The sequence below is a fragment of the Alkalibacterium putridalgicola genome (assembly GCF_040959045.1).
GTDB lineage: Bacteria > Bacillota > Bacilli > Lactobacillales > Carnobacteriaceae_A > Alkalibacterium > Alkalibacterium putridalgicola.
This window is the reverse complement of sequence record NZ_CP162615.1, coordinates 2,486,288-2,507,460: the sequence shown is the minus strand read 5'-3', so window position 1 is coordinate 2,507,460 and position 21,173 is coordinate 2,486,288. Positions and strand designations below refer to the sequence as shown.

Sequence of the window (21,173 nt, the reverse complement as noted above, 5' to 3'; positions counted from 1 at the left end):
TTAATACCCTCCATTTTCTTCTTTTTTAAGATAAAATCCGATACTACTAAAGATTGCTAGCATACCAAAGCTCAAGTAGCTAACGACTCCGATGCCACCAGTTTGTGGAAATTCACCTTGTTCATTGTTTTCAAGTGCATAGCCATCAGCAGTCACGCTTAAGAATGAGTCATCTGGGATGATAATTTCCAACTCACCAGATTCTTCATTTCTAACGACTTCAATGATCCAAGGGTTAGTTGGTAAATTGTAACCTGGAGGTGCTTTTGTTTCTGTCAGAATATAGCGACCTTCTGTAAGTCCAGCAAAAATAAATTCTGGATTTACGCCATCATTTGTTATTAACGTGCCATCATCCTCTCTTTCTAAAGTAAAATCAGAACCTTCTAACGGATAACCTTCTTCATCGACTTTCGTAAATGAAAAATCTATGGTCATCTGTTTGTTTGTTACTGAACCACCGGACGGTTGGTACTCGACATCACCGATCATTATTGGCTCAGAATAGATTCGATTAAAACCAGGGACTTCATCTTCAGTAAAGTAATAGATGTATTCGTTTCCTGAAGCATCTGTTTTATCCAAACCAGACCATTCATAGTAGAATTCATCTGAGATTCCGTCTTCCGGTGTAATGGTTAATAGATCAAAATCTAATACTTCTTCTGGTGCTGTTTCGCTATCCAATGTTCTCCAAAGTGTGAGCTCTACTTGTTCATGTTTGTCTTTTTCACTGCCTATCCAATATTTTGTAGCATTAGCAGTAGTAGTTGGTATCTTGTACGTGTTGGTTAAGGCCAATCCATCACCCGATTGTTCAAAGTTCTCAGGTGTTCCTGGAGCAAATCCTTCTGTCTCATCATACGTTCCTTCATCCACATAGAAAGTATACGCATTTCCGTCACTGTCTGTTTGTTCAATATCCTCGAAAGTAACAGATACAGTATCGTTTGGAAGGCTTGAATCAGGAAGTTTCTTAACATCTACAGCTTCACTAAGATTCTTATCATCTATATAGCGACGTAATTGGAACCACAAGTCTGGTCGGACAGATTCACCGTTGATCCATGTTTTCGTTGCTTCGATGTCATCTGTAGGGATTTCATACGTGTTGATGATAAATGGTAAGATTCTTTCTTGATCCCCTTCGCTAAACGTCAAATCGTCGTAGGTTGTAACGTAATCCTCAAGAACAGTTATTTCTTCAACTACATAGACATAAGCAATACCGTCATCATTGTAAACAGGATGCATTCCCATATCCACTAGAACATCATAAGAGCCCGTTCCACCAGGATTAGCGATTGCTACAGGGTCTCCGACTGGAAGTTTATCACCAACTGTTTCAACTTCCAAGTAACGGTACAGCTGGAACTCGACATCCGGTTTAACTTCGGGGCCATTGACCCAGCGTTTAACGGCTTCGATTGGTATTTCCGGACTATTAAACGTATTGGTGACAATCCATATACCTAATTCTTCATCGAATACGGCATTTGAATCATAGTTAGGAATACTCAGTTCTTCAGTGATGCGGTAAGTGTATTCGTTTCCTTCTGCATCGAACTGAGGTAGGTTAGACCAGAGATAGTCAAAGGAATCGCTTGTACCGGAGTCTGGTGTGATCATCGGATCGATGTCAACGATCTGATATTCTCCACCTTCAATTTTACGGCTGAGAATCAACTCGACTGCAACGTGATCCTCAGAGAGGCCACCTTTCCACAATTTGCGAGCTGTTATGTCAATCAGTTCAGCTAGAACATTAGTAGGTTCTTGCCAGACCCAGTTAGTAGTATCATCATCACTAGTTATCATGGAAAGAATTCTGACAATATTAGTTATATCAGTATCTAAAATAGGCTCGGCCGAAGCTATGCCTCTGACATCTGGTTCTGTACCAAGGAAATTGTTAGTAGGAGCATCTGGATTAACTTGAACGGTGAGAGTGAAGTCTCTAGTGTCCCCCGGTCCTAGTGCGAATGCCGGCCAGGTAACTATGCCGCCGCTACCATCAGTATCAGCTCCAGAATGAATACCTGAATCACTTACACTGATAAAGGTCACATTGGAGTCGAGAGTATCTTCAATGACAATTCCATTAGCTACTGTGTCAGGTGAGGAATTTTCTACTGTAATTGTGTAAGTCAGCTCTTCATTTACATAAACAGGATCAGGATGATCAGACTTGATTATCCCCACATCTGCTGTAGCTGTTTTAAATTCTCCTACGCGTTGTAGTGGATTAGTTTGTGTACCAGTACCAGGAATAGATTCTCCAAATGTGCTTGCATCGCCTAACCTGGCCTGGACATTTCCACCTGGGTTTCCAATCAATTCTTCCTGTAATACTACCCAGATTTCAACTTTAACCTCGTCTCCGCCGTCAAGTCCAGAAACTCTAAAGTCTCCTATTATCTCATTTCCAACTACGTTATTTCCTATTATTTCGACAGTTGCATTTTGTCCGGAATCCAAATGGTGAGGATCCCCAACATCTACAAACGCAGCATAAATTTTGTAATCTGAGTCATATCCAAAAGGATCACCATTAGTTGTAGTTATTCCAAAAGCTATATCAAATTCGACTACCCCATCTTGTCCAGTACGGCTTACATCAATAGCAAGCTGAAATGGAACGATTTGTCCTAAAGCCAAATCTTTTGGGTTTAGAGCAGATAGTAAGAAATTGCTATTTGCTCCTGGTATCGGTTCACTTGCTCGCCCAGACGGAGGTGCAGAAAAAGAACTTGGAGTAAATATATCGTATTCAAGTGGGTTATATGCTTTGAAATCAATACTATAGTCACCTCGAGCCGGTGGAGTAGTGTTAGTAATATTGAAATCATCAGCTGTCATCATCTTGACAGAGTCCGATTGTTCAACTTCTTCACTGTCTTCTTCCGCTTTTACATCGAGTTTAATATCTTCATTCTCTTCTGCGACAGTATTTTCTTTTGAAATTTCTTCCGGAACAGCTTCTTCAGTTGCTTCAGTTTCAGAAGCTAACTGTTCTTCCTCGGCTATTTTATCGGCGTCTTCTTGAGCGGCCTTTTCTTCAGCGAGTCGCTGTTCCTCAGCTAATCTATCCGCTTCTTCTTGCGCAGCTTTTTCGTCAGCCAGGCGTTGTTCTTCCGCCAGTCTGTCTGCTTCTTCTTGAGTAGCTTTCTCCTCAGCTGCGATGCGTTCTTCTTCAGCCTTTTCAGCGGCTATTCTTTCTGCCTCCGCTTTTTCTTCCGCGATCCTTTGAGCTTCTAATTGAGCCAGCTTATTCGGGATCGAAACGGATCGAAGTGTGGGTGCTGCTGGACTGTCTTTGGCCTGTATAGAAGCACCGATGTTGAATTCAAGGTTTTGTGATGTGAGATTACTGACTGCGGTAGTAAATGTAAGGGTGAGGGTTTGTGCTGTAGTTGAGTAAGGGGCTGTAAAGGTATGGGTATTGCCTGACGTGTTGAACACGCCGGCTGGGGTTGCGGACACGATTTGCGGGGCACCGACATCTTGCGGTACGACCACTTCCACGGTTGGTGCAGCTTCTGTTTCCGATTCATTTTGAGTAACAGTGATGTCCCAGGTGATGAGTTTTCCGTCCTCGCTTAAAGACCATGTGGCATCTCCGGATCCTTTATCATCCGAAAATAGTGTCACAGAATTATTAGTCTCAGCGGATGCTGTGAGGGAGGAAACTAAACTCGAGGGAAAGAACTGAATAAACTGGAACAGAACAAACAACACCGTGATGACATGTGTGTGCAACGGCTTGCGTTGAGTTGTCACATCTAATACACCTCCGATTGCTGATGTTAAGTATGAGAATTGAGCGGCTTTCTAGTTTCTGTCAAAAGCGCCACCTCCTTTAAGGGGTTGCTGAAATTTAAATAAGAGATAACAAAATGAGTGGATGATAAATAAAGAGGGGGAGTAGAAAAACGAAAGAGAGCAATACTGAGGTTAAACTAAAGGAATCTATAGAGAAAATAAAATGTTGTAAAAACAAATGAGGTAACAGTAGAGGTTGAATTTTAGGAGATAGAGGGAACATTAAATGAATCTGGAGGACTTACAAGGTGTATATTAAGGGAATCAGCTGGATACGACGCGAATAAATATTCTAAAAGAACAAGTAAGCGCGTTCAACTGTTAGGATTAGTATAGTAAACATTTAAAAATTAATCAAATAAAAGCAGTTATTATACTAACTTATTAAAAGTAAGTATATGTAGAAGACCGTAAAAGGTCGTCGCTATCAAGATTAATCGAAGGCATGAAAAAGGCCTCTGCTCGGAAAAGTGATTTTCTCCAGAAATCAAAGGCGTAAGTCTTCTTCATTTAATTGCGGGGTAAGTATTGGGGGATTCAGAGAATCCAAATGCACTATGTGTATGATTTTTTTATCTATTCTTTTCACCTCGTAGTCGTTTTAGTCTTCACAAACTTCAAGAAAGAGATTGTGAAGTAGAATAAGAATTGTAGGAATTTCACAATGCTTCGTCTATGCTAATAGTTTATCCCTTACATTTGAAAAGCGCAAACATAAGCCCTTCCGAATTAGAGATAAATGATTTGTGATTCTTAAACCTATATCAATATTGTGAATGATTAGTAAATAATTATCAATTAGAGACTTTTATTAATGCTGACAAAAGGTAAGTTTGTTATAATAATTTGAATATTTAATCAAATGTGAACAAAATATGACAAAAGATAAAATGTTACTGTTGTTGTCAGTTGATGAACCCGTTATACTTGAAAAGGAATCAGAATGTTAAAGTATCGGATAAAATATTACTTAAATGAGGGTCGATGGAATGGTAATGGATATGAAAGACGTTATAGCCCTAGTCAATACAAATAGAGGGAACGGGAAGAAAGAAAGTCTGAACCGCATGCGTACACTGCTGAAGAAAATCGGTAATCCGGAACAAAGGTTGTCGTTCGTGCATATTGCCGGGACCAACGGTAAAGGATCGACGGCGTCATTTATATCTCAGATACTCATTCAAGCGAACTTGAAAACGGGGATCTTCACTTCCCCGCACTTAGAAAAAGTGAATGAACGGATCCGGTTCAATGAAGCGTTTATTTCGGATGACGATTTTATTCGGACGACAGAAAAAGTAGCGGCCGTTGTGGATGCTGTTGAAAAAGAATGCGGCGAGCGCCTGTATTCATTTGAGATTTTAACGGCGGTTGCCCTTTTATATTATTATGAACAGAAGTGTGACATCGTTGTTCTGGAAGCAGGCATTGGCGGCAGACTGGATGCGACCAATACGATCCCAGTTCCTGAGGTCGCGATCGTAACGTCCATTGGCATGGATCATACGAAGATGCTGGGGGACACGCTTGAAAAAATAGCGGGCGAGAAGGCTGGGATAATAAAAGAAAAGGGAGATGTAGTGTTACCATCTTTCACACGCCCTATCGATGACGTTTTCCAGAAGATGTCAGAAGATCAGCAGGCGTCCCTTCATAGAGTGGACATTAACGACGCCCAAGATTTGAACATGACGGAACAGGGCAGCACTTTTTCGTACAAACAGTTTGACAAAGTGACCGTTCGAATGGTCGGCAAACATCAGGTGAGCAATGCTCTGTTAGCTATTGAAGCGGCTCTAATCTTAAAAGGAAAAGGGTATGAGTTGTCCGGGGAAGATATTATCAGAGGGATCGAAGCCAGTTACTGGCCGGGACGGATGGAAAAAATCCAGGATGATCCGACGATTTTTATTGATGGGGCTCATAATCCTGAAGGCGTGGAAAGATTGAGAGAATCGATCGAATCCTTATTTCCGGATGAAAAACTCATGATCGTAGTCGGTATGATGAAAGACAAGGACTATATGCGCATGATCGATAACATCCTTCCTTACGCAAATAAAGTCTATACTGTGTCGCCTGATCCGTATCGCGGATTTGCGCCAAGAGTGGTCGCCAGACAGCTGCAGGAGAAGGGGATAGACGCCCGGCCGTTCGATTCGATCAGTGACACGGTCGACTTTCTGAAAAAACAGACAGATACAAATAAAAAAATCATCGTATTCGGTTCGCTCTATCTGATCGGAGATATAAAAAAACAGTGGAAATAAAAGAAGCTCTTCCTGCTTAATAAAGTGGGAAGAGCTTTTATTACTGTTAAGGAGATAAAGCGTGCTAGTATTAAGTTGAAAAGACAGGAGAATAAAAAGAAAGGAGAGATTGATAAAACCGCTTGCATTTCGTTTTAAAGTACAGTATAGTAAAAGCAGCAAAACTTGTATATACAAGTTACTAAAAGGAGGAAATTGGAGTGGCAGACTTTAAAAAAGATGCACAGGAGCTACTGGATGCGATCGGCGGCAAAGAGAACGTCAACGCGGTAACTCACTGTGCAACACGTATGCGTTTTGTTTTAGACGATCCTTCCGCAGCAGACAAAGAAAGAATTGAAGAGATTCCATCTGTTAAAGGAACCTTTACACAGGCAGGACAGTTTCAGGTTATCGTGGGTAACCGAGTGGCAGACTTTTATAACGAATTCTCCGGAATTTCAGGACTTGAAGGTGTAAGTAAAGATGACGTGAAGAGCGCCGGCAAGCAAAACATGAATAGCTTGCAGCGTCTGATGGCAGCGTTGGCAGAAATTTTCACACCATTGATCCCAGCAATTATTATTGGCGGTTTGATTTTAGGTTTTAGAAATGTTCTGGAAGCCGTACAGTTTGGCTTTCTAGATGGACAGACCATTGTAGAGACTTCTCAGTTCTGGAGCGGAGTCAATGCATTCTTGTGGCTTCCTGGTGAAGCGATTTTCCACTTCCTACCAGTCGGAATCACATGGAGTGTCACCCGTAAAATGGGGACCACTCAAATTCTAGGGATTGTTCTAGGGATTACACTCGTGTCTCCGCAGTTACTGAACGCCTATGGAGTAGCGGATATTCTAGCAGGTGATGTCAATCAATGGGACTTCGGTTTCTTCCAGCTGGATATGATCGGGTATCAGGCTCAAGTTATTCCAGCTATGCTGGCAGGCTTCTTACTCGTTTATCTCGAGAAATGGCTGCGTCGAGTCATACCCGAAGCCATATCGATGATTTTTGTTCCGCTATTTGCTCTCGTTCCCGCTGTATTCGTTGCTCATGCAGTTATAGGACCGATCGGCTGGCAGCTGGGCATCTGGTTGTCTCAAGTGGTTCAATGGGGACTGACCGGTACATTTAACTGGGTCTTTGGTTTTGTTTTTGGTGGTCTATATGCACCACTTGTTATCACAGGACTCCATCACATGACCAACGCGATCGATTTGCAGCTGGTTGCTGAATATGAACAGACGATTTTATGGCCAATGATCGCCTTATCAAACATTGCTCAAGGTTCAGCTGTATTAGGTATCATCTGGATGCACAGAGGAAATGAGAAAGAACAGCAGATTTCTATTCCAGCGATGATTTCAGCTTATCTTGGGGTAACAGAACCTGCACTCTTTGGTATCAATATCAAGTTCGTTTATCCATTTGTCGCAGGCATGATCGGCTCGGCCTTTGCCGGGATGACATCCGTTGCGCTGAATGTTGCATCCTTTAATATTGGTGTCGGCGGACTGCCGGGTATCCTTTCCATTATTCCTGAATATTGGATCGGCTTCCTGATAGCTATGACGATCGCGATCGTTGTGCCGTTTGTCCTGGTCATGGTCTTTGAGAAAAAAGGTATCATGACTAAATGGGAAAATGACCACCTGCCAATTCCAAAATTAGGTAACTAAAAACGTTCGATTAAACTCACTAAGGAAAATGGTTAAGGAGGAAGGATAATTCCAAAAGATGGGCTGGATTCTGGTAGGATTACTGGAAGATGCGCGTTTGAGGAATTATCCTTTTTCTTTTAGATAAGAAATTAGACAAAAGAAGGGACGAATACAATGGGAAATTTACATGACAAAGTCATTTATCAAGCTTATCCAAAGTCATTTAAAGATACGGACGGGAATGGTATCGGTGACTTGAATGGTGTCATAGAGAAGCTGCCGTATATAGCAGAGCTGGGCGCAGACATGGTCTGGCTCAATCCTTTTTATAAATCACCGCAGAACGACAACGGGTATGATATCGCAGACTATACATCGATCGATCCGATGTTCGGGACGTGGGATGATTTTGACCGGTTAGTGGAAGAAGCAGACAAGCAGGGCATCGGTCTTATGCTGGATATGGTACTGAATCATACGTCTACGGACCATGAGTGGTTCCAGAAAGCACTGGCCGGCGACAAGAAGTATCAGGATTTTTATATTTTAAGACCGGATCAAAAAGACGGCAGCCTGCCGACGAACTGGGAGTCGAAATTCGGCGGACGGGCCTGGTCTAAATTCGGTGACACAGATAAGTACTATCTCCATCTCTACGACGTCACTCAGGCAGATCTGAACTGGCGTAATCCGGACGTACGCAGGGAACTTTATAAAGTCGTCAATTTCTGGCTGGAAAAAGGAGTAAAGGGATTCCGTTTCGATGTCATCAATGTCATCGGTAAAGCGGAAGAGTTGAAAGATGCGGATGATGGTGTTGGGAAATCCCATTATACGGATACACCGATCGTGCATGACTACATCAAGGAACTGAATAAAGAGACGTTTGGGAAGTATGAGGATATTGTGACCGTGGGTGAGATGAGTTCGACGACCGTTGAAAACGGCATAAGATATTCCGATCCGGAAACGGATGAACTTTCCATGATCTTCAGTTTCCATCACTTGAAAGTCGATTATAAAGACGGCGAAAAGTGGACGACCATGCCGTTTGACTTTATTAAACTGAAACATATTTTAGATGAATGGCAGTCTGGGATGGCTGAAGGAGGCGGCTGGAACGCCTTGTTCTGGAACAATCACGATCAGCCCCGCGCCAACAACCGCTTTGGGGATGTGAAAAACTATCCGATTGAAACGGCGACCATGCTGGCCCAGACGATCCACTTGCTACGCGGCACACCGTATATCTATCAGGGGGAAGAAATCGGCATGACGAATCCGGATTATTCTGATTTGGATAACTATAAAGATATTGAAACACATAATGCCTTTATCGAACTGAAAGAAAACGGACATTCAGATGAAGAAGCCCTTGAGATCATAAGAGACAAATCACGGGATAATGCCAGAACACCGATGCAGTGGAACACTACCAAACACGCAGGTTTTACTGAGGGTGAACCTTGGCTTAAAGTCGCGGACAACTATAAAATGATCAATACCGAGAATAAGGAACACAGCGGAAAAATCCGTTCTTACTATAAAGAACTGATCCGTCTGCGCAAAAAAATGCCGATCATTCAAGAAGGGTCATATGAAGCGATCGGACTGGATCATCCAAGTATTTTTGCTTATGTCAGAGAACATAAAGGCGAGAAGCTGCTGGTCCTGAATCATTTCTATGCAGAGGAAGACAAGATAACCCTTCCAGATGAACTGCTGGAAGGCGAGAGCAGTTATCTGATCGGGAACAGCGGCGAACGCCAGCTTGAAAAGACGTTCACGATGGGACCTTATGAAACGGCAGCGTTTATAATTAAATAATCCAGGAATACAAAAGATGGACGCTAGCTGGGCTAGTGTCCATCTTTTTACTTATTATAGTCCATTGGCGGCCGACGACGGGCAAATTCGACGAATCGAAATTTATCCAGCCGGTGCCTTGATTCTGTGTACTGGAACAAGGTCGTGTCTTCCAGATGCACTTCACTCCGCGTGACCACGACATGAGTATCCCCGTGCAAAGTCATCAGCTCGCGGTCTTCTTTCGTCGCGGGTTCAACGATAAACTCTTTTCTGGCGTAGCCTATCGTCAGACCGAGTTCTTTTTCGATATAATTATACAATGATTTTTTGGCTTCTGCATCCGGAAGGTCCTGAATAACAGTAGTCAGAAGATAATCTTTATCCAGGATAACGGTTTCTCCATCCACTTTCCGCCCACGGATCACAGCATGGACTTCTGAACTGGAAGGAATGTTTAAAAAGGATGCGATTTGATCCGGCAGTGTCTCTACCTGATTTTTTATCAGCAAGGTTTCACTGTTGATATGCTGCGCTTCTTCCAGTTCCTTGTAACTTGTCAGACCGGAAATAGGAAAATCAAAGCGTTTAACATCCAGTACGATCGATCCTTTACCCTGTTTTTTTTGTATATATCCGCTCTCTAGCAGTAAGGTTAGAGCTTTTCGAATTGTTTCACGCGAAACATTGTACTGTTTCGAGAGTTTATTTTCGCTTGGCAGCAGCTCTCCCGCTTTGTATGTCTGATTTAAAATATTTGATTCGATATCTAAAAATATTTCTTGAAATCTACTCATGGGTTCCAGTCCTTTTCAGATTCTTTCTGTTCAGCAAGCTCTATTTTAATAGAAAACAGATCACTTCTCAACTATAGCAGAGTGCATATGATAAATAAGTATCAATCAGGGGCCATACAATATTTTTACAAAGGTACTCATATAATTAGGAAATACAAAAAAGCCAGCTATAAAGATGTCAAGGAATAAGTTAGATAAGTAGGTGAATATTCCAAATAAATATTCAGATAATACAGAGAATTTAATTTTTAAAAAAGGGCAACCCAAAGAAGCCTTTAAAAAGGCTATTTTAAAAAATTAATTATCTTTTAAGTCAGGATTGATATGGATTTCATAGGGCTTTTCTTTTGTCCAAACCGCGAAGATGATATTGACAAGCTTTCGACACACAGCTCCAATAGCTGTTCCATGATGCTTTCCGCGTTTTCGTAAGTTTTGGTAATACAGAGATAGCGCTGGATCACGATTAGAAGCGATGAAGGCCGCTTGCCAAATAGCTCTACGAAGATATGGGGATCCTCGCTTTGAGAGTTTGTTCCTGGTGCCGGTGAAATCACCGGATTGATGAACAGACGCATCTAATCCCGCAAAGGCAAGCAGCTGATTAGGACGTTCAAAGCGGTGAATGTCTCCGACTTCGGAGAGAATTACCGCGGCTGTGACGGGACCAATGCCTGTAATGGTGGTGAGATATTGGTTTTGAGCGTTAACCAGTTCACCCATTTCGTTTTCAATCGTTTTTAATTGTTCTTCTAAAAGAAGAATCTGTTGAAGCAGTAATTGAATTTGAAGTTTGTAGACGTCGGTTGCGACACGGATTCCAAAGGATTCTTGAGCCAATTCTCTGAGACGATGGACTTTCTCGGTTGATTTTTTTATGGTTAAACGACCACTGCTGGTTTCGTTCAGAAGGACAATCAACTTCTGAGCGTCAATCTCTAGTAAATCTTCAGGCAAAGGAGATTGAAGTAAGAGTTGAGTCGACGACTTTCCAAACATATCTGAAAAAAGTTTTTCATATTCAGGAAACACTTGGTCTAAAGAGGCAATTACTTTTCTTTTGAGATCAGAAGTTTGGTCAACGATACTATAACGAAAACGGGATAATTGCTTTAAGCGAACAATATCTTCAGAAGGCAAATACGGTTGTTCGGGTAGATCCATTCGAACCACTTGTGCGATTAACACGGCATCAATTGTATCCGTTTTTGTTTTGCGGATATAGAAGTTACGGAGAGTATCAGATTGAATGGGATTAAAAGGAACCACATTAAACTCTAAAGCGGTTAGAAAAGAGAATACAGAAAGCCAATAATGACCAGTCGCCTCTAACCCAATCATAGCGTTATCAGGTAATAAATCATGGCCATTGATGAATTGTAATAACGTTTCACTGCCGGCTTTCGTGTTACTAAACCGTATAGGTTTACCTATGGGCTTTCCTTGTTCGTCAATAATCGCTGCTTCGTGATTTCGTTTACCGATGTCAATACCTACAAAAAACATAAGAATAAACCTTTCTAATAAATATTTAGATAGGGGTTATCCTCTTATACTCTAGGGACGATATATCCTCGTGTGAGATTCAGAAACATTGTTCTATCCAGCTCATACATATACTGTCCGTAGAGAAGAGGCGTCAGTCTTTTTTTGGAAGACATAGCTTCAAGGAGGGAACCTACGACCTCTATCTATACGAAACAAGTATAACTCATTCGAGTTATAGGTTTAAGTCAGCCTTAAATGACAAATATAATAAAAAAGATTAGCCATTTAAGACTAATCTTATTATACGAGGTGGATCAGCTGACCAACTGATCCACCCGCTTCTTTGATTATACTTATCGAATCGTCAGCACTTGACCGATACTGATGAGGTTAGGGTTCGAGATGTTATTGTCTGCCACAAGTCGTGTAACCGTCGTGTTGTAACGAAGAGCAATCGCGTAAAGGGTATCGCCGGCTTTGACTGTATAAGTTGTCGTACTTGAAGGAGGAGGCGTCGTCGTTCCACCGCTGCCAGGAATCGTCAGCACTTGTCCGACACGGATCAGATTCACATTTGTGATAGTGTTAGCAGCAGCGATTTTTGAGACCGTTGTGTTGTATCTCGCTGCAATGGCAGATAAAGTGTCACCGGCTTTGACGGTATAAGTCGTCGAACTGGAAGGAGGTGGTGGCGTCGTTGTGCCGCCGCTGCCTGGGATCGTCAACACTTGACCGACGCGGATGAGGTTAGTGTTAGAGATATTATTGAGTGAGGCCAGTGTTTGAACCGTTGTGTTATACCGGAGTGCAATGGCATATAAGGTGTCGCCTGCTTTAACCGTGTAAGTTTGCGTATTTGAGTTGATATTCAAAAGCTGATTGATCGTGACAAAACGGTAGCCGGCACTTTTCAGTCGGGTGATCATGGTCGGAAGAGCGCCTGGTGTACCGGATGCTCCTGCGCCTGTATGCATCAGGACGATGGCACCGGGAACGATTCGATTCATGATACGGGAGACGATGTCGCTGGAAGAATTACCTGTCCAGTCGATGGTATCGATGGTCCACATGATGGAATAAGGGTAACCGGCATCGCCGACACGCTGAAGTACGGTTGAGTTATAGTCTCCGTATGGCGGTCTGAAAATCGGTTTGGTCGATTTGCCAGTGATTTGTCTGATCGTATCTTCTGCTCGCTGAAGCTGGCTTACTGTCTCAGCAGCAGAGATCTGCGTGAAATAAGGGTGAGAGTAGGAATGATTACCGAGCTGATGGCCTTGGTTTGAGATATTTCGGATAGCCTGCGGATGATTATTTGCGCCTGAACCTGTAAGGAAGAAAGTAGCTGTCACATTATGAGTGGAAAGTATCTGAAGGATCGTATTGATATTGGTCCCGTCTGATCCGTCGTCAAATGTAAGGGCAACGACTTTTTCAGTTGTATTCCCTCTGTTGATGGACTGGGCGGGAGCGGCCTGGACTGTCGAGAACGTAAGAATGGACGACAGAATCAATAAAAAGGTTATCGCGATCCCTGCGCTTTTGCGTATGAAACTTCTTCTAATCTTTGTGCTCATTTTTCTCACCCCTTTCATATCGTTAGAAGACCAAAAAATTATGTACTGAAAGATTATGGGCGGGAATTAGCAAAAAATGAAAGCCTGATCTAACTCATTTGTTTATTATATTATACCACGAAAAAAGTTGAGAACCTTATTAAAGTCTCAACACAGAGGGAAATACAAGCAGTTATAACGCTTTAGTGTAACAAATCACGCGGTTCACTTCTTTGAAGCCAAGTGACGTATGAAAGTCAGCACTGAGGATATTTTCCAGATCCACATCACTCGCGAATTCAGTCGCATTCATAAATCGCGACCAATCTTCACAGACTTCAACGAGTTGTCTGGCGATTCCCTGTTTTCTATAGAGTTTTCGTACATAAATACCTTCTAAATAACTGACGGGAGACGTACTGGTTCCTTCCACAAAGTCGTAGCGGAGCTTAACGTGAGCAAACCCCAGTATGTCTTCATTTTCTTCGCATATGAACAGTTCCGAGGTACTGTCGCGATGAAAATGATTCATTTCCTTTTTTAAAATAGTGAGCTGTTCATCCGGCCACAGCAAGTGAGCGAGTTCCGTTATCTGTTCAATATGATGATCACTAGCTCTTTTTATTTTAAACATTCTGACGCCCCCCTGAATAATGATAAATACGATTATTATTTTTTCATTTTACCACAGAAGATCAAAAAACGCTTTCAATAAAATCATGAAAGCATAGGTATAACAAGATGGCCTTAAATAAGGAAATATGTGTAAACAAAGCGTTATAGTTCATCAATACACATGAGATATGTTATGATTCTTCTTAAGAAAGCGAATACATATAAAAAGGAGAATGCAGAATGAAAAAATCAATGTTGTTTTCTTTACTAGCCGTTCCTTTGGCTTTATATGGATGCGGAACAGGCGGGAACGAAGGGGGTCAAACTCCTTCTGAAGACGGACAAAACGAAGGCGGCACCAGTGGAGAAGCAGTGACTGTTGACTTCTTCAATCAGAAACCGGAAATCACTGCTCAGCTGGAAGAGCTGGCAGAAATGTATAATGAACAGTCTGAGAACAATGCGGATGTCATGATCACGACTGTCGGCAGTGGTGAAGGATCAGCTGCATTACAGGCCCGCTTTTCTTCTGGGGACGAACCTGCCCTGATGATGCTGAATGGCCTTCCTGAAATCGAACGGTACAGTGATTCACTCGTGGATGTCTCAGAGATGGAAGTAGCCGGGACGGTCATTGACGGCTTGCTTGAAGGCGGGACGATCGATGGGACACAGCTGGGGATTCCTTTGAATATTGAAGGCTTCGGCTTGATGTACAATAAAGAACTGTTTGAACAGGCAGGTGTCGATCCTGATTCAATAGAATCGTACGATGATTTTGTAGCCGCCGTCGAGACGCTGGACAGTCAAAAAGAAGAACTGGGGATCGAAGAGGTATTTGGCTTCAGTGGGGGAGAAAACTATATTGCGAATCAGTTTTCAGCCAACTTCACCAGTCCGGAGTTCAATCACAGTATTTTAGATGCCTACAGTGCAGAAGAGTTGACCTGGGAATATGGCGATCAGATGCAGAAATATACGGATCTGATCAATGAGTATAACGTTCAGCCGATCTTGACCGTAGATTACAGTCGTTCCGTTGAAGAACTGTTTGTCAACGACCAGGTAGCGATGGTACATCAGGGTGTATGGATCGTGCCGACTTTGAATGAGATTGACCCTGATTTTGCTCAGGAAAAACTGGGGATTTTGCCGGTCTATGGTGAAAGCGATACGGAAGGAAAGATTCCAGCCGGTTCTCCCTGGTACATCGGAGTCAATGGTAATCTGGATGATGCAGTCGTTGAAGAGGCGCAGAACTTTATCGACTGGATGTATACGTCTGAAGAGGGACAGGAAATGATCCTTGGCGATCTCGCCTTTATTCCAGCTCAAGAAGGCTATGATCCCGAAGATATTTCAGATCCTGTATCACGTCAGATTTATGAAGCGATGCTTGCAGGAGAAACATCCGCATTTGTCCATAATCAGTACCCAAGTGGCTGGTTCCAGCAGGAACTGTATCCGGAATTCCAGAGCTATTTAAATGGAGAGCAATCATGGGAAGCGTTTGAAGAGAATACCTCTCAGGCCTTTTCAGAAATGAGGTAATCGATTATGAAGGGAAAAAAGAAAAACCTGTATTACTGGGCTTTCGTTATCCCCTCACTGCTAGTCGTATTTTTTGTCATCGTTCTGCCGCTGATTTTAGGAATAGGCACATCCCTGACCAATTCAGATGGGCATAATGCGGTGTTTATAGGATTGAATAACTATATTAGACTTTTGTCAGATGACCAGTTCATATACAGTCTATGGTTCACCATTCGTTTTGCCTTTGTGGCCGTTATATTGATCAATGTCATCGGTTTAGGGCTCGCTTTACTTGTCACGCAGAAAATTGGTAAAGTGAGTCTGTTCTTCAGAACCATCTTCTTTATGCCTAATTTGATCGGGGGGATCATTTTAGGATTTATCTGGCAGTTTATCTTTGTCCGGGCCTTTGCCGGAATTGCAGAGGCGACGGGCTTGTCATTCTTCAATGCCTGGCTGGCTGATACGACCACGGGTTTCTGGGGGCTGGTCATCGTTTTCCTATGGCAGATGAGCGGTTATATCATGATCATCTATATATCGTTTCTTGCCAATATACCCGGAGAACTAATCGAAGCCGGCAAGATAGACGGGGCGAATAAGTGGCAGGCTTTCTGGCTTATAAAGTTCCCCATGCTTGCCCCGGCATTTACGGTCAGTCTTTTCCTGACTTTGGCCAATGCCTTCAAAATATACGATTTGAACTTGGCTCTGACAAACGGCGCGCCTTTTGGATCAACTGAGATGATCGCCATGAACATCTATAATACGGCGTTCTTTCAATACCAGCAGGGTTATGCTCAATCCAAAGCCGTCGTCTTTTTTCTCATAGTCGCAGTGATCTCTTTGACCCAAGTCTTCATAACGCGTAGAAAAGAGGTCGATTTATAATGACACGGGAAAAAACACACAAATGGCTGGTTATTGTCCTGGGGTTACTGATATCGGTGAGCTGGATCTATCCGTTCTTTATTATCTTCTTTGGTTCCCTGAAAAGTCGGGCGGAAATTTTCACGAATACGATTTGGATCCCGGAAACCTTTGTCCCGGAAAATTATTCCAGAGCCTACGAGGGACTGGAATATGGAAGAAGTTTTTTAAATTCATTGTTTATAACAACATCAAGTATCATCATTATCGTTATTTTCTCTTCGATGGCTGCTTATGCATTAGCGCGAAACAAGTCAAAAATCAGTACAGGAATCTATTTCTTCTGTGCGCTGACGATGCTGATCCCGTTCCAGTCGGTCATGATCCCACTGGTTTCCATTTTCGGTCAGATCAACTTCCTGAACCGGTTCGGTCTGATCATCATGAACTGGGGCTTCGCTTCCAGCATGTCCATCTTTCTGTATTATGGTGCGATGCGATCCATCTCAGTATCGCTTGACGAAGCAGCTTACTTAGACGGAGGCACGCCATTTCAAATTTTCTGGCGTGTGATATTCCCTATCTTGCGGCCGACCACAGTCACGGTCGTCATTCTAAATGCCATACGTTTATGGAACGATTTCCTGCTGCCTTCACTTGTCATCAATCAGGAAGGCATGCGCACCATCCCGCTTCGCATGTATTACTTCTTTGGCGAGTATACCGTCCAGTGGGAACTGGCGCTGGCGGGGCTTGTACTGGCGATCGTGCCGATCATCGTGCTGTATATTTTCATTCAGCGCTATATCGTCGAAGGGGTGACAAAAGGAGCTGTCAAGACGTAATAGATCAGGTGATACATTATAGAAATCAACCGTTGAGGGGAGACCGATTCCTTCAGCGGTTTTTTTGTGAAGAACAAGCGAGCCGGCTGTAAAAAAATGTTCACAACTGACTTATAAAAAATAAGTTAAAAAGTTGACAAATCAGTCCATTACTTATATTATTTAACATGTCGAAACAAATAGAATATCTCATTTACGTTTAAATAAGGTAAAGTAGTGAAAGTGCTTTTCCGCTCAAGGTAGTAGTCTATACTAAATTGGAGTGGGACCAGGCGCTTTTTTTTGTGAAAAAAATTAAGATTTTAAAGGTTTAAGAGCTTTAGAAAGGCTCGTATATCAATAGGAGGAACTTTGAATGGCTATAGAATTTGATACGATCGCTGCGATCTCCACGCCACCGGGTGAAGGTGGGATCGGGATCGTCCGCATCAGTGGTGATGAAGCACTGGAAATTGCTGACCGTGTTTATCAGGCAGGAAAAAAAGAGCTGAGCAACCAGAAAACCCACACGATTCATTATGGCCACATAGTGAATCCGAAAACAGACACACAGATAGACGAAGTGATGGTCACGGTCATGCGTGCACCAAAGACGTATACGCGAGAAGACGTCGTTGAGATCAACACGCACGGCGGGATCGTTTCTGTCAATAAAGTACTGGAAACCGTCCTGCATAACGGTGCACGTCTGGCCGAACCGGGCGAATTCACCAAACGCGCCTTCTTGAACGGCCGGATCGACTTGTCTCAGGCTGAAGCGGTCATGGATGTGATTCGCGCGAAAACAGATAAAGCGATGCACATGGCTGTAACACAATTGGATGGAAACCTGAGCCGACTGATCAAGAACTTGAGACAGGAGATTTTAGGCACGCTGGCTCAAGTGGAAGTGAATATCGATTACCCTGAATACGACGATGTTGAGGAAATGACGTCAAGACTTCTCGTCGAAAAAGCTAAGGAAGTCAAGGCTCAGGTCGAGGCGCTGCTTGAGACAGCCGGACAGGGCAAAATCTTGCGGGAAGGACTGGCCACAGCGATCATCGGCCGTCCGAACGTCGGTAAGTCAAGTCTTTTGAATGTTCTGCTTAAAGAAGAAAAAGCGATCGTTACAGAAGTGGCTGGAACGACGCGCGACGTTATCGAAGAGTATGTCAGTGTCAAAGGCGTGCCGCTGCGGCTGATCGATACAGCAGGTATCCGCGAAACAGAAGATATCGTGGAACGCATCGGTGTGGAGCGTAGCCGCAAGGCATTAACAGACGCCGATCTGGTCCTTCTGGTCTTCAACCAGAGTGAACCCCTGACAGAGGAAGACAAGCTGCTGCTTGAAGCGACAGACGGTCACCACCGTATCATCATCTTGAACAAGATGGATCTGGAAAACAGACTGGATTTCGATGAACTGAAAACCTACGTGGATGCGGACAGTATCGTCCAGACATCGATCGTTACTGAAGCCGGTCTGACTGAACTGGAAGCGAAAATCGCCGAACTGTTCTTTGCCGGCAACACGGGTGAAAAGGATGCGACTTACGTGTCGAATATCCGCCATATCGCACTGCTCAATGAAACGATCGGTGCCTTTGATGACGTCATTGAAGGGATCGAGATGGGCATGCCTGTCGACCTCGTACAGATCGATATGACCAGAGCCTGGGATCTGCTCGGTGAAATCACCGGTGACAGCGTCCAGGACGAGCTCATCACCCAGCTCTTCAGCCAGTTCTGCCTCGGAAAATAAGAAAAGCGAGACACCTCCGTTCTGGCTCCAGCGAAAAATGCTGAGAAACTAGCATGTTCCATGCGTAGTTGAACAGTACCAGGGGAGCACAGCGACCGTGGTTACCTAATGATTATTCAATAAATTAAATTAAAACTTAAACGGAATCTCAATTAGAAAGGACTAAATCTATGCAAACATATGAAGCAGGCTATTATGATGTCGTCGTAGTCGGAGCCGGTCATGCCGGATCAGAAGCGGCACTGGCTTCCGCCCGAATGGGTGCCGAAACGCTGCTGATCACCATCAACCTTGATATGATCGCGCACATGCCGTGCAACCCGTCTATCGGCGGACCGGCCAAAGGGATCGTCGTTAGAGAAATCGATGCTTTAGGCGGAGAAATGGGCCGAAATATCGACAAGACCTATATTCAAATGCGTATGCTGAATACTGCCAAAGGACCCGCCGTACGTGCTTTGCGCGCACAGGCTGACAAGCATTTGTATTCAGATGAAATGAAGAAAACCATTGAACGGACGGAACATCTGGAATTGAAGCAAGGCATCGTGGATGAACTGATCATCGAAGACGGTCAGATCCAGGGCGTCATTACGAATACCGGAGCCATTTATAGAGCGAAAGCTGTTGTGCTGACTGCCGGGACTTCTTCACGCGGTGAGATCATCATCGGGGAACTGAAATACTCTTCCGGTCCGAACAACACGCAGCCAAGTATCAAACTCTCAGAAAGTCTGCTCGAGCACGGCTTTGAGCTGGACCGATTCAAAACCGGAACACCGCCGCGTATCCACAAAAGTTCCATCGATTACTCGGTAACAGAAGAACAGCCGGGTGATAGCGAACCGCATCACTTCAGCTTTGAAACACCGGATGAGGATTATCTTGAAGAACAGATCTCCTGCTGGCTGACGTATACGAGCAATATCTCGCATGATATCATTCGCGAGAACCTGCACCGGGCACCGATGTTCACAGGGATCGTTGAAGGCGTCGGCGCACGTTACTGCCCGTCGATCGAAGACAAAGTCGTACGTTTCAGTGATAAGCCAAGACATCAGCTGTTCCTGGAACCAGAAGGCGCCAATACCGATGAGATCTACGTCCAAGGCCTTTCTTCTTCACTACCGGAAGATGTTCAGCTATCGGTTCTGCGCTCCATAGAAGGCCTGGAAAACGCTCAGATGATGCGTACAGGTTATGCCATCGAGTATGATGTCGTGAAACCTTATCAGCTGCGTCCGTCACTGGAAACGAAATTGGTTGATGGGCTGTTCACTGCCGGTCAGATGAACGGAACGTCAGGCTATGAAGAAGCCGGCGGACAGGGACTGGTTGCCGGGATCAATGCGGCACGCCTGGTCAAAGGTGAAGAGCCGGTTGTTCTGAAACGTAACGAAGCCTATATCGGCGTGATGATCGACGACCTGGTCACAAAAGGAACGAATGAGCCATATCGTCTGCTGACATCACGTGCAGAATATCGCCTCCTTTTACGCCACGATAATGCGGATTTCCGTCTGACTGAAAAAGGCTATGATCTCGGTCTGGTATCTCAAGAACGTTTTGAACTGTTCCTGACGAAGAAAGATTTAGTCGAGAAGGAACTCGAACGCTTGAAAACGATCCGCTTGAAACCGAGTGACGTGAAAGACTACCTGGATACAAAAGGCGAACCTCAGCTGAAAGACGGTATTTTAGTCTACGATTTCCTGAGACGCCCATATGTAAAATATGAGGACATCATTCCTTTCGCACCGTTGGAGAATGAACTGCCAAAAGATGTGAAAGAACAAGTCGAGATCCATATCCAGTATGAAGGCTACATCAACAAAGCGATCCGTAAAGCGGAGAAGATCAAGCGTATGGAAAACAAACGCATTCCAGAAGGCATCGATTATTCTGTGATCAACGGTATCGCTACAGAAGCGAGAGAAAAACTGGCGAAGATCCAGCCTGAAACGATCGCCCAAGCCAGCCGTATCAGTGGCGTCAACCCGTCAGACATTTCGATCCTGATGGTCTACGTTGAACAAGGCGATATTCAGAAAGTCAAAAACGCTTAAAGATAAATAGGGAAGAGACTGGAATTTTCCAGTCTCTTTTTAATACCCTACTCATGAATGTACAGGTGAATGCCTTGAAGTTTGATACATTCGACAGTTAGGGATTCATTTTTACAATGTA

The 21,173-nt window shown here is 43.7% G+C and carries 13 protein-coding genes; 8 read left to right on the top strand and 5 right to left on the bottom strand.

Annotated elements, in window-relative coordinates:
• Positions 1-3,780 (bottom strand): Cna B-type domain-containing protein, encoded by a 3,780-nt coding sequence (locus AB4027_RS11810; protein WP_368645493.1) that lies wholly within the window; start codon positions 3,778-3,780, stop codon positions 1-3.
• 1,031 nt (positions 3,781-4,811) lie between these two features.
• Between AB4027_RS11810 and AB4027_RS11805 the strand changes: the two genes are divergently transcribed.
• From AB4027_RS11805 to treC, 3 genes are all read left to right on the top strand, one after another.
• The gene (locus AB4027_RS11805) at positions 4,812-6,092 is read left to right on the top strand and encodes a folylpolyglutamate synthase/dihydrofolate synthase family protein (protein ID WP_368645492.1); all 1,281 of its coding nucleotides are present in this window, start codon (positions 4,812-4,814) and stop codon (positions 6,090-6,092) included.
• Positions 6,093-6,292: 200 nt separating this feature from the next.
• Positions 6,293-7,750 carry a PTS system trehalose-specific EIIBC component gene (treP, locus tag AB4027_RS11800; protein WP_368645491.1) on the top strand — a complete coding sequence of 486 codons (1,458 nt, stop codon included), beginning with the start codon at positions 6,293-6,295 and terminating at the stop codon, positions 7,748-7,750.
• A 156-nt stretch (positions 7,751-7,906) separates the two neighbouring features.
• Positions 7,907-9,559: an alpha,alpha-phosphotrehalase gene (gene treC, locus AB4027_RS11795; protein ID WP_368645490.1), complete on the top strand. Its 1,653-nt coding sequence runs from the start codon at positions 7,907-7,909 to the stop codon at positions 9,557-9,559.
• 47 nt (positions 9,560-9,606) lie between these two features.
• Here treC and treR read toward each other — a convergent pair whose 3' ends face one another.
• From treR to aac(6'), 4 genes are all read right to left on the bottom strand, one after another.
• Entirely contained in the window at positions 9,607-10,335 is a 729-nt protein-coding gene (gene treR, locus AB4027_RS11790) for a trehalose operon repressor (RefSeq protein ID WP_368645489.1), read from the bottom strand.
• Positions 10,336-10,632: 297 nt separating this feature from the next.
• Complete coding sequence (locus tag AB4027_RS11785) at positions 10,633-11,841, bottom strand: IS110 family transposase (RefSeq protein ID WP_368645488.1); 1,209 nt, start codon at positions 11,839-11,841, stop codon at positions 10,633-10,635.
• Positions 11,842-12,176: 335 nt separating this feature from the next.
• Entirely contained in the window at positions 12,177-13,400 is a 1,224-nt protein-coding gene (locus AB4027_RS11780; RefSeq protein WP_368645487.1) for a LysM peptidoglycan-binding domain-containing protein, read from the bottom strand.
• Positions 13,401-13,572: 172 nt separating this feature from the next.
• Positions 13,573-14,013 carry an aminoglycoside 6'-N-acetyltransferase gene (gene aac(6'), locus AB4027_RS11775; protein WP_091487037.1) on the bottom strand — a complete coding sequence of 147 codons (441 nt, stop codon included), beginning with the start codon at positions 14,011-14,013 and terminating at the stop codon, positions 13,573-13,575.
• Between the two features lie 221 nt (positions 14,014-14,234).
• Between aac(6') and AB4027_RS11770 the strand changes: the two genes are divergently transcribed.
• The 5 genes from AB4027_RS11770 to mnmG all read left to right on the top strand — a co-directional run bounded on the left by AB4027_RS11770 (position 14,235) and on the right by mnmG (position 21,052).
• Positions 14,235-15,545 (top strand): ABC transporter substrate-binding protein, encoded by a 1,311-nt coding sequence (locus AB4027_RS11770; RefSeq protein ID WP_368645486.1) that lies wholly within the window; start codon positions 14,235-14,237, stop codon positions 15,543-15,545.
• Between the two features lie 6 nt (positions 15,546-15,551).
• On the top strand, positions 15,552-16,418 hold the full coding sequence (locus AB4027_RS11765) for a carbohydrate ABC transporter permease (protein WP_091487034.1): 867 nt from the start codon (positions 15,552-15,554) through the stop codon (positions 16,416-16,418).
• Complete coding sequence (locus AB4027_RS11760) at positions 16,418-17,242, top strand: carbohydrate ABC transporter permease (protein ID WP_368645485.1); 825 nt, start codon at positions 16,418-16,420, stop codon at positions 17,240-17,242. Before AB4027_RS11765 ends, AB4027_RS11760 begins: the two co-directional genes overlap by 1 nt.
• Positions 17,243-17,597: 355 nt before the next feature.
• Positions 17,598-18,986, top strand: coding sequence for a tRNA uridine-5-carboxymethylaminomethyl(34) synthesis GTPase MnmE (gene mnmE / locus AB4027_RS11755; protein ID WP_368645484.1), 1,389 nt, complete (start codon positions 17,598-17,600; stop codon positions 18,984-18,986).
• Between the two features lie 170 nt (positions 18,987-19,156).
• Positions 19,157-21,052 carry a tRNA uridine-5-carboxymethylaminomethyl(34) synthesis enzyme MnmG gene (gene mnmG / locus AB4027_RS11750; RefSeq protein ID WP_368645483.1) on the top strand — a complete coding sequence of 632 codons (1,896 nt, stop codon included), beginning with the start codon at positions 19,157-19,159 and terminating at the stop codon, positions 21,050-21,052.
• Positions 21,053-21,173: the final 121 nt, after the last annotated feature.